Source organism: Chitinophaga sp. Hz27 (assembly GCF_042263525.1).
In the GTDB taxonomy this organism is placed as follows: Bacteria; Bacteroidota; Bacteroidia; order Chitinophagales; family Chitinophagaceae; genus Chitinophaga.
This window is the reverse complement of the sequence record NZ_JBHKFJ010000004.1, coordinates 342,417-357,597: the sequence shown is the minus strand read 5'-3', so window position 1 is coordinate 357,597 and position 15,181 is coordinate 342,417. Positions and strand designations below refer to the sequence as shown.

Genomic DNA, 15,181 nt, shown 5'->3' with positions numbered 1-15,181 from the left:
TTTGCGCTTCCTAAAAATTTGAACATGCAGTACAGAGAAATTGTTGCAGTAACCGGATTGGGCGGTTTGTTTCAGTTAGTTGCCAGTAAACAAGATGGCGCCATCGTTAGGTCACTGGAAGATAAGAGCACAAGGTTTGTGTCTTCCCGCGTGCATAATTTTACTCCACTGGAAAGTATTGAAGTTTTTACCACTGGCGAAAACGTAAACCTGGCAGAAGTTTTCAAAGCCATGGACGAAAAAGCTGCAGCTTTTCCTCCACTGGATGCTAAAGCTGATAACAATACAATTAAAGCCTATTTCAAAAGCGTTTACCCTGAATTCGACGAAGAAAGAGTATACGTAAGTGATATGAAGAAAATGGTTAAATGGTTTGCTATCCTCAAATCAAATGACCTGCTGAAATTTGAAGAAATTCTGGCTAACGGTGATGGAGAAGAAGATGCTGTAGAAGAAGTAGCAGCTCCTGCTCCTGAGAAAAAAGCTAAAAAGGCTGCTGAAGCTCCTGCCGAAGCAACTGAAGCGGAAGAAAAACCTAAAAAACCTCGCGCTAAAAAAGCGACGAAGGAAGAAGGTGATGAAGCTTCTGCTGAAGAAAAACCTAAAAAAGCTAAAGCTGCCCCTAAAAAAGAAGAAGCTGCTGAAGGTGAAGAGCCTAAAAAAGCCGCTAAACCTCGTAAAAAGAAATCTGAAGAATAATCTTCCAGATTTTAACATAACTATTATTCCAGGCAACCTAAGGGATGCCTGGAATTTTTTATTTTAGTAAGATGAAGAATTTAACCGCAGATATAAAGAAACTTCCCCGTCACTATCTCCCTGAAGATTTTTCCGTGACCACCTGGGATGCTTTGCAGCCTTACTTCGAAAAGCTGCAGGAACGTCAGATCAATAACGTAAATGACCTGGAACAATGGCTCAAAGACATCAGCGAACTCGAAGCTGTTATCAGCGAAGATGCTTGCTGGCGCCAGATAAGAATGACCTGCGATACCACCGATAAATCGCTAGAAGACGCCTTCGCATACTTCTGCATGGAAATTCAGCCTAAACTCCAGCCTTACGCTGATGCACTCAACAAAAAATTCCTGGACAACCCCTTTGTAAAAGACCTGGACCAGGACCTTTATAAAACATATATCCGTAATACCCGGAAACAGATCAAACTGTTTAGGGAAGAAAATATTCCGCTCTCTGCTGAACTCAGTGTAATGGCGCAGCAATACGGCGCTATCTCCGGAAAACAAACTGTTAATATTAACGGTCAGGAATATACGCTGCAACAAGCTGCGAAATTCCTGCAAGGAAGCGACAGAGCCTTAAGAGAAGAAGTTTTCATGAAAACAGGCAACCGCCGCCTGGAAGACCGCGAAGCACTGGATAATCTCTACTCCAGCCTGATCGCCAAACGTAACCAGGTAGCACTCAATGCCGGCTTTGAAAACTTCCGTGATTATAAATTCGAAGAACTGGGTAGATTCGATTATACCAAAGAAGATTGCTTCCAGTTTCACGAAGCTGTGAAAACGCACATCGTACCCTTGGTAAAAGAAGTCCTCGATGAACAACGTCAAAAACTGGAACTGGATACCCTGCGTCCTTGGGATGGAGAGGCCGAACCTGCTGGCATCACACCGCTTGAACCTTTTCATACTGGTGAAGAACTTGTAGATAAAGCCATCAAAACATTTGATGAGCTGGGACCTTTCTTCGGTAACTGCCTCCGCGTAATGAAACAAATGAAGCGCCTGGACCTCGAAAGCCGTAAAGGAAAAGCCCCCGGAGGTTATAACTGTCCACTCGCAGAAACTGGTGTGCCATTTATCTTTATGAACGCTGCCGGCCAGATGAAAGATCTGACTACCATGGTACATGAAGGCGGCCACGCAGTACACTCCTTCCTCAGCCATCACCTGGCATTAAGCTCCTTCAAAGAATATCCAATGGAAATCGCTGAAGTAGCTAGTATGAGTATGGAACTCTTCACAATGGACCATTGGCATATCTTCTTTGATGATGAAGAACAACTGCGCCGCGCAAAACGCCAACAGCTGGAACGCTCTATTACCATCTTCCCATGGATAGCCATCATCGATAAATTCCAACACTGGATATACGAACATCCAAACCATACCGCTGCCGAACGCACTGCTAAATGGAACGAAATCCAGGAAGAATTCTCTCCGGGCGTTGTTGACTGGTCTGGCCTGGATGATATTAAGTCTATCGCATGGCAACGTCAGCTGCACCTGTTTGAAGTGCCATTCTATTATATCGAATATGGTATTGCACAGTTAGGCGCTATCGCTATGTGGAAACAGTATAAGGAAAATCCACAACAAGCATTAGATAACTACGTTAATGCGCTAAGTCTGGGTAACACCAAAACTTTACCAGAACTCTATAACGCAGCAGGAATCAAGTTTGACTTCTCCCCTGCATATGTAAAAGAACTGGTAGATTTTGTAAAAGTGGAAATGGACAAAATCGGATAACCGATCAATTAAATTGCTGGGGATTTCCTCCAGATATAACCTATAAAAAAAGCCACGGATAAAACATACTGTCTTATCCGTGGCTTAGTTATTTTATTAGTAAAATTATCTACTTACAAGATTTACACACCCCGCTCACTACAACCTCTACATTACGTGCTGCAAAGCCTTTTGGCAATTGGATATCAGGTACGTTCGTTTCATCCAAACATATGGTATTGCCACATGCTTCACAACGGAAATGCACGTGATGATCATGATGATGATGTTCTGTACATTCCGATTTACAAACGGCATAACGTACAGACGTATCCGTAGTAGGAATTTTATGTATGATTCCTTTATCAAGGAATGTTTGAAGGGTACGATAAACAGTTACTCTGTCGAATGATTTACCGGCAAGCTTTTCAAAATCGCTATGTTCAAGCGCGCCATCACTCTTCATAAACAGTTCCAGGATTTTTGTTCTGGTATCTGTCACGCTAAGCTTGCTATCCTTCAGTAAGGCGGAGATTCTTTCTGCTATTTGTTGTTTGTTGCCCATAATCAAAAACTATTCTTTCATTAACCTGTCTATATCGGCAATCAGTTTATAAACGTCTTTATCTTTGGTTCCTTCGTATAAACCACGAATCTGACCAGTTTTGTCTACCAATGCAAACCATTGTGTGTGCACAAAATCTTCATCGCCACTCGGCGTACCATCATCTACCAGGTATCCCTGACGCGCCAATCTGTATAAATCTACCTTATTGCCAGTGAGGAACCACCAGTTTTTGCTGTTGGCGCCATGTTTTGCAGCATACTCTTTCAATACAGGAACACTATCATGTTCAGGATCAACGGTATGCGACAAAATCAGAAAATTTGGATTGTCTTTATATTCAGCATATATTTTTTCCATGTTGGCATTCATCTTCGGACAAATACCGGTACAGGTAGTAAAGAAGTATTCCGCAACATAGGTTTTGCCTTTAACATCTGCCTGTGTACGGGTATTGCCCTCCTGATCTGTGAATGAAAACCCTGGTACAGTATGTCCAGGCGCTCCTATTACTGGCAGTTTTTCCACGCCCAGGAATGTTCCTCTTTCTCCTTTGATTACATATCCTGCATATCCCAGAAATGCCACACTCAGCACTGCAAAGAATATTAATAAACCTTTTGCTTTACTTGACATAAGTTGTTTCCTCTAAATATTTTGAACGATATACAAAGGTAGCATATACTAAAGATACGCCCCAGAATTAGCGTTTGTTTTCATTTTTGTTACTATTTATCAATTAAATACAATTATTAAAAATATTTATGTTTTGATAGAAGATCATTTTAGCTAAAAACTTTTAAAAATTAATTGCAACATTGTTGCAAAATTACATAGTTTTGTCCGGCTGAAATAATAAAAGATGAGAGAACGACTGTTTGCAAGATTGAACCTGGATGCGCTGGGTATAGGCGCGTCGCTTTTATGTGCCGTGCATTGTGCCCTGCTCCCGCTGTTCATCACTGCCATCCCCCTGCTGGGAATATCATTGACAGGCCACGGGTGGATGGAGTACGTAATGTTGTCGTTCTCTTTTCTTGTTGGAAGTTTTGCCTTGGGCAGAGGGTACTATTTCCGACACAGAAAGTCACAGCCGTTGTTGTTGTTTATCCTGGGTTTCATTTGCCTGGTTGCAGGACATTTCCTGCACTGGGCAGCGGCCTGGGAAGCCACTGTCATTACTATCGGCGCTAGCGCCATCGTGATCGCTCATGTAATGAACATCCGCCACAACAGAACTTGTGCCACCCACAAACATGCTTCCTCCGTGAATTAAAAGAACCTACATATGAAAAAGTTACCAGTAACGGTGCTGAGTGGATTTCTCGGCGCAGGGAAAACCACTGTCCTGAATCACGTACTGCATAACCGCGAAAATATTCGTGTAGCCGTTATCGTGAATGATATGAGCGAAGTAAACATAGATGCACAACTCGTCAGAAATGAACAAGTATTGCATAAAACAGAAGAAAAGCTGGTAGAGCTCAGCAATGGCTGCATTTGCTGTACACTAAGAGAAGACCTGCTCATAGAAGTAGAAAAGCTAGCTGCTGAAAATAGGTTTGATTACCTGTTAATTGAATCCACTGGTATTTCAGAACCAATACCTGTTGCACAAACTTTTTGTTATGTAGATGAAGAAAATAATATCGATCTATCCGCTATTAGCAAACTAGATACCATGGTAACAGTGGTAGATGCTTTTAATTTCTTTAAAGACTTTAATAGCGCTGAAAGACTCCATGATAGAGCCTTGACAGAAGATGATGCAGATCATCGTACCATCGTAAATCTACTTACTGATCAAGTAGAATTTGCGGATGTAATCATCTTAAATAAATGTGATTTGGTAGATGATGAACAGTTAGGACTGCTAAAAAATCTTATTCAGCGATTGAATAACCGCGCCACAATAGTAGAATCTGTTTTTGGTAAAATTCCACTGCGTGAAATTTTGAATACAGGAAAGTTCGATTTCGACTCGACATCCCAAAGTGCCGGCTGGCAAGCCGAATTAGAGCAGGAGCATATTCCTGAAACGATGGAGTATGGCATCTCTTCTTTCGTTTTCAGAAGCAGGAAGCCATTTCATCCCGAAAGATTCTGGCACTACATCCATGAGCAATGGCCCGGAAATATTATCAGAAGCAAAGGCTTGTTCTGGCTGGCATCCCGGCCACAAGTTGCTGTAAACTGGAGCCAGGCAGGTGGTTCTGTCAGAGCTGAAAAAGCAGGTTACTGGTGGTGCGCCATACCCCGGCACCGCTGGCAAGTTGATGATGAAACATTACAAATGATCAATGATCGATGGGACGAACACTTCGCCGATAGATACAACGAACTCGTTATAATTGGTCAATTTCTGGATCAGCCGTTAATCGAAAAATCCTTGGAAAGCTGCCTCTGTACAGCAACTGAGGTACTGTCCTATTTACAGGGTAAATACTTTAAAGACCCTTTTTTGATCGATTGATTTAGATTAATCTAAAAAATAATTAAAGTAGATTTAAATCAATCAATATAGATTTGTAAAAAATTAGCTTCGGAAGTCTAAAAATTTGTTACTATCCATTACCCTGTTTTAAAAAGCAATATGATCTGAAGATGAAGAAATTTTTTACTGTACTGTTTATACAAATATTTGCCTTGTCTGCCTATAGCCAGCAAATACAACTGAAAGGAAAAATAATTTCCAATGGAAAACCCTTACAATTTGCAACTGTATCCATACCGGCGCTGCACATAGGTGCCGTTACCGATGCATCCGGTATGTTTACTTTTGCGATAAAGCCAGGTGATTATACATTTAATATTTCCATGGTAGGATACCAGACCAAATCGATGAAATACACCGTGAAAGCAAGTATCCACACTATGCCAGACATCTCCCTGGAAGAAGATCCTTCGAAACTGAATGAAGTGGTAGTTACTGGTGTATCACACAGCACCATAGCCAGAAAAAATCCTGTGCCCATTGCTATTCTGGGGAAAAAAGAAATGAATCAGCAGGTAAATGGCAATCTGATAGACGCGATTGTTAAAGGCGTCCCTGGCATAAGCGCTGTCACCACCGGCCCTAATATTTCCAAGCCCTTTATACGTGGGCTAGGATACAACCGTGTACTAACCTTGTATGATGGCCTTCGACAAGAAGGCCAACAGTGGGGAGATGAACATGGTATCGAAATTGATCAGTATGGCGTTGCCCGTGCAGAAGTAGTGAAAGGTCCTGCAAGTCTTACCTATGGCTCTGATGCACTGGCTGGCGTTATCAATATTATTCCAGATATTCCAACTCCTCCACCAGGGAAACTCAGTGGTAATTTCACTACTGAATATCAAACCAACAATGGAATGATTGGAAATTCCCTGGGGCTTGCTTACCAGAAGAATGACTGGAAATTTGCATTGAGAGGGAGTTTACGTGCTGCGCATAATTATAAGAATAACGTAGACGGCTACGTGTATGGAACTGCATTCAGGGAATATAATATTTCCGCATTGGCGCATACAGATAAGAAATGGGGGTATACACATTGGGGGCTTACACTGTACGATAATATGCAGGAAATCCCTGATGGTAGCCGAGATTCGCTGACGAGGAAATTCACCCGGCAGGTGGCTGAAGGTGAAGAGGATGATATCCGCAATCGCCCGATTGTGCCTGATGATCAGTTGAAAACTTATCGATTAAACCCTTTGCACCAGCATATTCAGCATTACCGGGCTTATAACAAAAGTATGTTCAGGCTGGGAAAAGGCGAACTCTCTACTACACTTGGTTTTCAGCAAAGCATCAGAAGAGAATATAATCATCCGGTATATCCATCACAGGCAGGGCTATACGTAGTTTTGAATACACTCAACTACGATTTACGTTATATCATGCCGGCTGTAGCTGGATTTGAAACAGCAGTTGGTATTAATGGCATGTACCAAACTAATAGAAGTAAGGCTGCTACAGACTTTCCCATTCCGGATTATGAACTGTTCGACATTGGAGGATTCTTCTTCGCACGTCGGTCTGTTGGTAAACTAGATATTTCCGGCGGCTTACGTTATGACCATAGAAATATTCACTGGAGTGACTTTTATGTAGATACAGATAAATCTACAGGTTTTAATTATCATACAAAAGATACTGCTGACGCTTCTTTACAGTTTCCAACCTTCACACACACTTATACAGGTGTTTCTGGAAGTTTGGGGATCACCTGGAATATTAGTCAGCGTATATTGGTAAAAGGAAATATAGCAAGAGGTTACCGCGCACCAAATATCACGGAAATTGGCTCTAATGGCCTGGATCCGGGCGCTCATATTGTTTATTTGGGCAACAGGTCATTTAAACCGGAGTTTAGTTTACAGGAAGATATTGGATTGCTTGCTTACTTACCTGATATGGATATAAGCGTAGAGTTGTTCAACAATAACATTCAAAATTATATCTATCAGGCACGACTATACGATATTAATAACGATCCTGTTATAATTGTTCCTGGGAATACAACATATAGCTATCAACAATCCAAAGCAAGACTATATGGCGCCGAGTTAGCTATAAACTTACATCCACGAAGGTGGTCATGGTTTAGCTGGAATAACAGTGTCGCCTATACGGAGGGGTTGAATAGAAATCAAACACTGCGTGATAAATATGGACAGGAAGCAAAGTATCTTCCGTTTATACCGCCTATGCATATACGATCAGATGTAAAGCTTACAGCAGCGAAGCCATGGGGATGGATTAGCGGAGCTTATGTAAGAGCGGGTGTGGATATATTTGCTGCACAGTCCAGGTTTTATGGCGTCGATGATACGGAAACCTATACGCCAGGCTATACACTTGTGAATATGGGAGTTGGGGCAAGTATTATAAATAAGCAGAAAAAGCCGGTGGCAGAATTATTCCTGCAAGCAGAAAATTTGTTTGATGTAGCTTATCAGGCAAATATGAACCGACTGAAATATTTTGAATATTATAGTTCCTCACCCAGTGGGCGCTATGGCATTTATAATATGGGAAGAAATATTAGTATGAAAATGATTATTCCTTTTTAGGAGCGAGGTTGAGGCCAATCTTAATACCGAGTTGAATGCTCGGAAGAACGCTTACAAGACGACCGTCGCTGGTATTTACCGTATTATTATCACCTGCGTGGAAAGTAGTGGTTTGATATACTTTACCACGCAGGCCTAACCCTACGTATGGATCGAGTACAACCTTATCCTTATTGACTTGCCTGCCCAGAAGTATCTGAATGCCATATACATCCTTCGTCCCTTGGTTCGTATAGCCGGTGTTGTTAATGGTCACATCTTCGTTAGGATAGAATACTTTTTTAAAAAAAAGCATTGGCTCGAAGTAGGTGCCTGCTGCTCTTGAAGGTGAGAGGTCTCGTGAAAAAAGGTATAACCGCACGCCTGCGCGAAATCCTAACCCTCTCCCATTTACGAATTGTTCAGTGCTGATGTCTGGTTTCTTTTGTCCAAAGTCAATTTTCTTTGTCAGCACATAATCCGGATAATCTGTATAGATACCGCTGATACCTAGTTCCAGGCTTACTTTAGCTGAAAGTTCCTGTTCCAGGTAAATGTCCAGCTCATTAATAAGCGTGGTGGGATTCACCTTGATGTAGGTATTTCTATGGAAAGATTTACTGTCCTGGGCATGAACAACAACGATGCAGGATAGTAACAGCCAGGAAGATAGTAGTATCTTTTTCATACAGTTGAAGGGTTAGGTTGGAAGGCCGACGGGCAGGATTATTTTTTCAATAATCGTTCCACAATTACCGGGAACCATTGGTGTTCCAGTACCTGCACTTTTTTTGCCAGCGTTTCCGGAGTATCTTCTGAAGTGATGACACAACGTTCCTGTAGGATTGGTGCACCATCATCATATTTCTCATTGACGAAGTGAATGGTGATACCGCTTTCTTTTTCACCTGCGGCGATCACGGCTTCATGAACAAAATGTCCGTACATGCCTTTTCCGCCATATTTAGGAAGAAGGGCAGGGTGTATGTTGATAATTTTATCTGGAAATGCCTGCACCAGGTTAGCTGGGATTTTCCAGAGGAATCCTGCCAGCACGATGAGGTCTATATTTTTTTCCTGTAACAGTTTCACGTAGGTATCGCCGCGGAAGAATGGTTCTTTTTCGATCAGGACAGCGGGGATGCCTTCTTTTTCAGCAATCTGTAAAACACCGGCGCCTGGTTTGTTACAAACGATCAGCGTAACTTTTCCGTCCTGTGAATCCCTGAGGTGATCGATGATCTTCTGTGCATTGCTACCTGCTCCTGAGGCAAATATTGCGATATTTTTCAATGTTGCTGGATTTGAATCAGCTGCAAAAGTAGCATATATCCGGGAGAAGACCTGCTGTAATCAGGTAATCCAGTACGTCTCCTCCCTGGCAAGATAGCTACCTATTTAATAAACTGTCCACAACCGGAATAAGTTTTGTCACCAATTGTTAATTGTACGGTATTAGGTCTCATGAACCCACTCATATCATCCGCACAGGAGGTACTCCTTATATTAATAGTGATCTGGGATGTTTTATAGATTTTCAGTGTATCCGTGAAGGTGGCCGGGCCGGGTAATGGTATATAGACGCTATCGCCGTTGGCGGTTTTGAATCGGATATTCTTTTTGTCAAGCTCCAATGACCAGAAAGGCTCGTTGCCGGAGGCGTAGAAATTCACGCCACTGCTTTTCTTCTCAGCCAGGAGGGTTCTCATGTCTCCTCCTTCCACAGGTTTCAGTTCATAGTTACTAGCCAGGACCCCTTCAATACGTTTGCCTGCTTTGTCAAGGAGAATGAGTTTTCCTGCTGATGCAAGGAAGGAGGTGCTGTCATTTTTTTGTTCCAGCATGGCGATAGAGTCGTTAACGGCCTTCCAGGTGCCTGTTTCGACAGTTGCCATATTTTGACCTCGTCCCTGGTATGACCTTAATTCGCTATAGGTGTGATCATCGTATAGGGATATCTGGTAGTCCATGCCTGGACAATCCGCGCAGGGTAAGGTTCCTTGGTAGGTGCCGGTGAGATGGGTTACGGGAGATTTCCCTGTACTATCAGTTGCTTCTTTTTGTTTTTCCTGCGTGCTTGGATTGTTGCAAGCAGCCATAGTGGCTACGAATACGGCGAATAGAAGGATTTTATGCATGGATAATTTTTTACGGGTGTTAATGAACATTATGAGAAGGTGGCAGGTTATTAAGGTAAATTTAAGGTACTCGAACCAATTAAAGTGGCGTAAAGCACAATATTATTATATGGTAATGTGAGGTTTTACGCAGTTGGTGTGGATATAGGGATGCCTTATGAAATTTCAAACTGCATATAATATAATTATATCCTCAGGCAGGCGTAGTCCATATTATATATATAGGCGTTGGCGTTTTTGCTGGAAAATTTTCCTTCTTCAAATAGGTAATATCAGGCTGGATGTATGTTAGAAGACTGTAGACAAGGCCAGTAGTAAGACTATATACCAGTAGAATGCTCGGAAAGTAGTAAATAGTTGGCATTTTTTACGGCAATAAATTTTTTTATTTGTTGGTAAATTGTCAACATTCTGTCTTATTTTTGCTCGCACTTTTAAGAAACTTTAGGTCAAATCTAAACTATATAGGCTGTGTATCGTCGTGTTTCCATTCTTTTGCGCAAGCATTTTGTGAGTGTGCTTATTCTATGCGCTAGTATAGTAATTCCGTTTTCATCCGTTAAAGCAGCGGATCCAAACAATGGTAAAGCATTATTCCAACAGAATTGCGCCTCATGTCACAATGTCCACAAGCGCGTAACAGGGCCTGCTCTCGCAGGTGTTGAAGGCAGGTGGGCCGATAAGAAATTACTGCATGCGTGGATCCACAATTCTGCTGCAGTGTTGGCGTCTGGTGATAAATATGCCAACCAGCTTTTCAATGATTATAATAAGACAGCTATGACGGCGTTCCCTGCATTGAGTGATGCAGAGATCGACGACATTTTGGCTTATGTAAAAGTTGAAGAGACTAAAGGTACTGGTCCGAAAGAGACTGTAGGTGAAGCAAAGACTGCTGAAAAAGGTGCTGACAACAGCCTCCTTTTCGGTATTATCACCTTGATCCTGGCTATCGTAGCGCTGATCCTCATGCAAATCAACAGCAACCTGAATAAGCTGGCTGGTGATAAAGAAGGTATCGCTACTCCGGAACCTGTTCCTTTCTACAAAAACAAAGCTTACATCGCGCTGGGTATTCTGGTGTTGTTCATGGTAGGTGGTTACTTCACTATAAATGGAGCCATCAACCTGGGTCGTCAGAAAGATTACATGCCTGAGCAACCGATCTTCTACAGCCACAAGGTGCACGCAGGTATCAACCAGATCAACTGTCTGTACTGCCACGCTGGTGCTGAGAAATCTAAGACCGCGATGATTCCTTCTGAGAACATTTGTATGAACTGTCACAAAGCTATCAATAGCTATTCTGGTCCTGAGCTGTTTACAGCAGAAGGCAAGAAAGTTGACGGTACTGCCGAAATTGCAAAATTATACGATTACGTAGGCTGGGATAACGAGTCTAAGAAGTATACTAAACCTGGTCGTCCAATCGAGTGGACTAAAATCCACAACCTGCCTGACCACGTATACTTTAACCACTCTCAACACGTAGTGGCTGGAAAACAGCAGTGCCAGACCTGCCACGGTGCAATCACCGAAATGGACGAAGTTCATCAATTTGCTGATCTGTCCATGGGTTGGTGTATCAACTGTCACCGTACAACCAAAGTTCAGTTTGCTGATAACAACTACTACAGCATCTTCGAGAAACTTCATCAGGATATGAAAGAAGGCAAGATCGATAGCGTAACCGTTGAAATGGTTGGTGGTACTGAATGTCAAAAATGTCACTACTAGGAAGGATTTAGAGATTTGTCATCTCAGATCAGAAGATATCAAATTTTATAAACGTAACTCGTTAATATAACATGGAGCAAAAAAAGTATTGGAAAGGCTTGGAGGAGTTGCACAATACCGATGCGCATCAGGAAATTGTGAAGAACGAATTCAGTGAAGAACTGCCGTTTGAGAGTGAAAGCCTGTTGAATGCTACTACCCCCCGCAGGGATTTCCTGAAATACCTGGGGTTCACCACTGCCGCTGCAACTATCGCGGCTAGCTGTGAAACGCCGATAAAGAAAGCTATCCCTTATGTGAACAAGCCAGAAGAAATCACGCCGGGTGTAGCTAACTATTATGCTTCTTCTTACACTATTGATGGTGAATACCTGCCACTGCTGGTTAAAACCCGCGAAGGTCGTCCTATCAAAATTGAAGGAAATACTTCTTCTTCTATAACTGGTGGTGCTACCACCGCTAGATCACAGGGTGCTGTTCTGAGCTTATATGATGTAGCTCGTCTGCGTTTCCCTACTATCGGCGGTAACGAAACTACCTGGGCAGAACTTGACAAACAAGTTACTGCAGCACTCTCCGGCCTCGGTGGTGCACCTGTAGTATTGCTGAGCAGCACACTGCTGAGCCCTACTACTAAAAAAGTAATCGGTGAGTTCCTGGCGAAATATCCTAACTCCCGTCACGTGGTTTACGATGCAGTTTCATACTCCGGTATGCTGGATGCAAACCAGGCTTCTTTCGGTAAAAGAGTTGTTCCTAGCTACCACTTCGAAAATGCGAAGACTGTAGTGAACCTCGGCGCCGATTTCCTAGGTACATGGTTAAACCCTGCTGAATACTCTAAACAATTCGCTACCACCCGTAAGATCAATGCTAAAAACCCAGAAATGTCTAAACATTTCGTGTTCGAAAGCCACATGAGCCTGACCGGTGCTAACGCGGATGAAAGATATACTCACAAGCCATCTGAAACTGGTAAAGTTGCACTGGCCCTGCTGGCAGCAGTAGGTGGCAGCGTTTCCGCTCCAGCATTAGATGCTAAACTGCAAGAAGGCGTTAAGAAAGCAGCAGCTGAACTGAAGAAAACCGCTGGTAAATCACTGGTAGTTTCCGGTTCTAACGATGTGAATGTTCAAATCATCGTTAATGCTATCAACAACGCAGTTGGTGCATATGGTTCTACCATCGACTTAGCTAACCCAAGCAACTATCGCCAGGGTAGCGACGCTGAAATGGTGAAACTGGTAAGCGATATGAACGCTGGCAGCATTGGTGCTGTTATCGTTTATGGCGCTAACCCTGCTTACGACTACTTCGACGCAGCTAAATTCGTTGACGGTCTGAAAAAAGTGAAACTCACCGTTTCCTTCAACGACCGCGTAGATGAAACTACCGAACAATGTAAATATGCCGCTCCTGATCATCACTTCCTCGAAAGCTGGAATGATGCAGAAGCAAGACCTGGCTACTACTCCTTCGTTCAGCCTACCATCGCTCCTCTCTTCAAAACACGTGCAGCACAGGATACTTTCCTGACCTGGACTGGTAACACTACTCAATGGGTAGATTACCTGAAAAATGAGTGGATCGCTAAACTGGGTGGTGTTGAAGCTTGGGATAAAGCACTGCAGGATGGTATCGTAGAACCAACCACAGCTCCGGCTATGGGTGGTGGTTCCTTCTCCGGTGATGTTGCTGGCGCTGCTGCTAAAATTGGTAGCGTAAAAGGTGGCAAATTCGAAGTAGTACTGTACGAAAAAGTATCTATCGGTAACGGTAGACTCGCAAATAACCCATGGTTACAGGAAATGCCGGATCCTATCACCCGCGCTACCTGGGATAACTACGCTTGTGTTTCCAACACAGTTGCTAAAACATTCTCTACTGAACTGGGCGATGATTATGAAATCAACGCTGAGAAGAAAGTATTGAAAATTACTGCTAACGGTAAAACTGTGGAACTTCCACTGTTGATCCTTCCAGGTATGCACCCAGAAGTGATCGCTATCGCAGTAGGTTATGGCCGTTCCGAAAAAACTGGTAGAGCTGCCGGTGGTATTGGTAAAAACGCTTATCCTTTTGTAAGCTTCAATGGTCAGAACTTCGACTACTTCGCTCCTGCTGAAGCTCCGGTTGCAACTGGTGCTAAATATGCACTCGGTCTGACTCAGACACACAACAGCTACGAAGGTCGTCCAATCATCAAGGAAACAACCCTTGACGAATTCAAAGCAAATCCTAAAGAAGTTAACGAAGACAGAGAAGAGCTGCTGAAATTTGGTAAAGATTTCCGCAAAGATGCTACCCTGTATCCTAACTTCTCTTACCCTGGTATTAAATGGGGTATGTCCATCGACCTGAACACTTGCTTCGGTTGTGGTGCATGTACCATTGCTTGTCAGGCAGAAAATAACGTATCCGTTGTAGGTAAAGAAGAAGTGGTGAAAGCGCATGAAATGCACTGGCTCCGCATCGACCGTTACTTCAGCGGTGATGAGAACAATCCAGAAGTTGTGTTCCAGCCTATGCTGTGCCAACACTGTGATAACGCTCCTTGCGAAAACGTTTGTCCGGTTGGTGCTACCAACCATAGCTCTGAAGGTATTAACCAGATGGCTTACAACCGTTGTATCGGTACACGTTACTGCGCTAACAACTGTCCTTATAAAGTTCGTCGTCTGAACTGGAGAGACTGGAATGGTGCTGATAGCTTCGAAAACAACCTGTATGATGTTGCTGATATGAACGATAACCTGACCCGCATGGTCCTGAACCCAGATGTAGTGGTTCGTAGCCGTGGTGTGATGGAAAAATGTTCATTCTGCGTACAACGCCTGCAGGATGCTAAACTGACTGCTAAGAAAGCTGGTCGTCCAATGAAAGACGGTGAAGCTAAAACTGCATGTCAGCAAGCTTGTGCCGCTGATGCTATCGTATTCGGTAACGTTAACGATAAAAACAGCGCAATCTACAAGATCCGTAACGAGGAACAGACAGAAAGAATGTACTACGTGCTGGAAGAAACCCACGTATTACCTTCTATCAACTACCTGGCTAAGATCAGAAACAAGGATGCTGAACCTAAAGCAGAAAAAGAAGCTGCTCACAAGGAAGAAGCACACCATGCTTAATGGTCTTAACGGGAATTCGTTAAGAGGAAAAAAGAAGTTACAGAATCTGAGATCATAACAAAAGACAAAGGCTAGTAGCTAGAAGCTAGCAGCTAA

The 15,181-nt window shown here is 43.0% G+C and carries 12 protein-coding genes; 7 read left to right on the top strand and 5 right to left on the bottom strand.

What is annotated here, in order from left to right:
* Positions 1–24 precede the first annotated feature (24 nt).
* Together ACE38W_RS11010 and ACE38W_RS11005 are read left to right on the top strand one after the other, a co-directional pair.
* A complete protein-coding gene (locus ACE38W_RS11010; protein WP_375830836.1) occupies positions 25–699 on the top strand; it encodes a DUF5606 domain-containing protein in 675 nt (224 codons plus the stop codon).
* Positions 700–770: 71 nt separating this feature from the next.
* A complete protein-coding gene (locus ACE38W_RS11005; RefSeq protein ID WP_375830834.1) occupies positions 771–2,495 on the top strand; it encodes a M3 family oligoendopeptidase in 1,725 nt (574 codons plus the stop codon).
* 109 nt (positions 2,496–2,604) lie between these two features.
* Here the strand turns inward: ACE38W_RS11005 and ACE38W_RS11000 are convergent, their stop codons facing one another.
* A complete protein-coding gene (locus ACE38W_RS11000; protein WP_375830833.1) occupies positions 2,605–3,039 on the bottom strand; it encodes a Fur family transcriptional regulator in 435 nt (144 codons plus the stop codon).
* 9 nt (positions 3,040–3,048) lie between these two features.
* Entirely contained in the window at positions 3,049–3,675 is a 627-nt protein-coding gene (locus ACE38W_RS10995; protein ID WP_375830832.1) for an SCO family protein, read from the bottom strand.
* Positions 3,676–3,901: 226 nt separating this feature from the next.
* On the opposite strand from ACE38W_RS10995, the gene ACE38W_RS10990 reads away from it, so the two are divergent.
* From ACE38W_RS10990 to ACE38W_RS10980, 3 genes are all read left to right on the top strand, one after another.
* Positions 3,902–4,315, top strand: coding sequence for a MerC domain-containing protein (locus ACE38W_RS10990; protein WP_375830830.1), 414 nt, complete (start codon positions 3,902–3,904; stop codon positions 4,313–4,315).
* Between the two features lie 12 nt (positions 4,316–4,327).
* Entirely contained in the window at positions 4,328–5,512 is a 1,185-nt protein-coding gene (locus ACE38W_RS10985) for a GTP-binding protein (RefSeq protein WP_375830828.1), read from the top strand.
* Positions 5,513–5,643: 131 nt separating this feature from the next.
* On the top strand, positions 5,644–8,100 hold the full coding sequence (locus tag ACE38W_RS10980; protein ID WP_375830826.1) for a TonB-dependent receptor domain-containing protein: 2,457 nt from the start codon (positions 5,644–5,646) through the stop codon (positions 8,098–8,100).
* Here ACE38W_RS10980 and ACE38W_RS10975 read toward each other — a convergent pair.
* From ACE38W_RS10975 to ACE38W_RS10965, 3 genes are all read right to left on the bottom strand, one after another.
* Positions 8,087–8,767 (bottom strand): hypothetical protein, encoded by a 681-nt coding sequence (locus ACE38W_RS10975; RefSeq protein WP_375830824.1) that lies wholly within the window; start codon positions 8,765–8,767, stop codon positions 8,087–8,089. The two genes, ACE38W_RS10980 and ACE38W_RS10975, sit on opposite strands and share 14 nt — an antisense overlap.
* 38 nt (positions 8,768–8,805) lie before the next feature.
* Positions 8,806–9,372: a phosphoribosylglycinamide formyltransferase gene (gene purN / locus ACE38W_RS10970; protein WP_375830823.1), complete on the bottom strand. Its 567-nt coding sequence runs from the start codon at positions 9,370–9,372 to the stop codon at positions 8,806–8,808.
* A 101-nt stretch (positions 9,373–9,473) separates the two neighbouring features.
* Positions 9,474–10,217, bottom strand: coding sequence for a copper resistance protein NlpE N-terminal domain-containing protein (locus tag ACE38W_RS10965; protein ID WP_375830822.1), 744 nt, complete (start codon positions 10,215–10,217; stop codon positions 9,474–9,476).
* A gap of 471 nt (positions 10,218–10,688) precedes the next feature.
* Between ACE38W_RS10965 and ACE38W_RS10960 the strand changes: the two genes are divergently transcribed.
* The gene (locus ACE38W_RS10960) at positions 10,689–11,954 is read left to right on the top strand and encodes a c-type cytochrome (protein ID WP_375830820.1); all 1,266 of its coding nucleotides are present in this window, start codon (positions 10,689–10,691) and stop codon (positions 11,952–11,954) included.
* Between the two features lie 71 nt (positions 11,955–12,025).
* Positions 12,026–15,085 (top strand): TAT-variant-translocated molybdopterin oxidoreductase, encoded by a 3,060-nt coding sequence (locus tag ACE38W_RS10955; protein WP_375830818.1) that lies wholly within the window; start codon positions 12,026–12,028, stop codon positions 15,083–15,085.
* Positions 15,086–15,181: the final 96 nt, after the last annotated feature.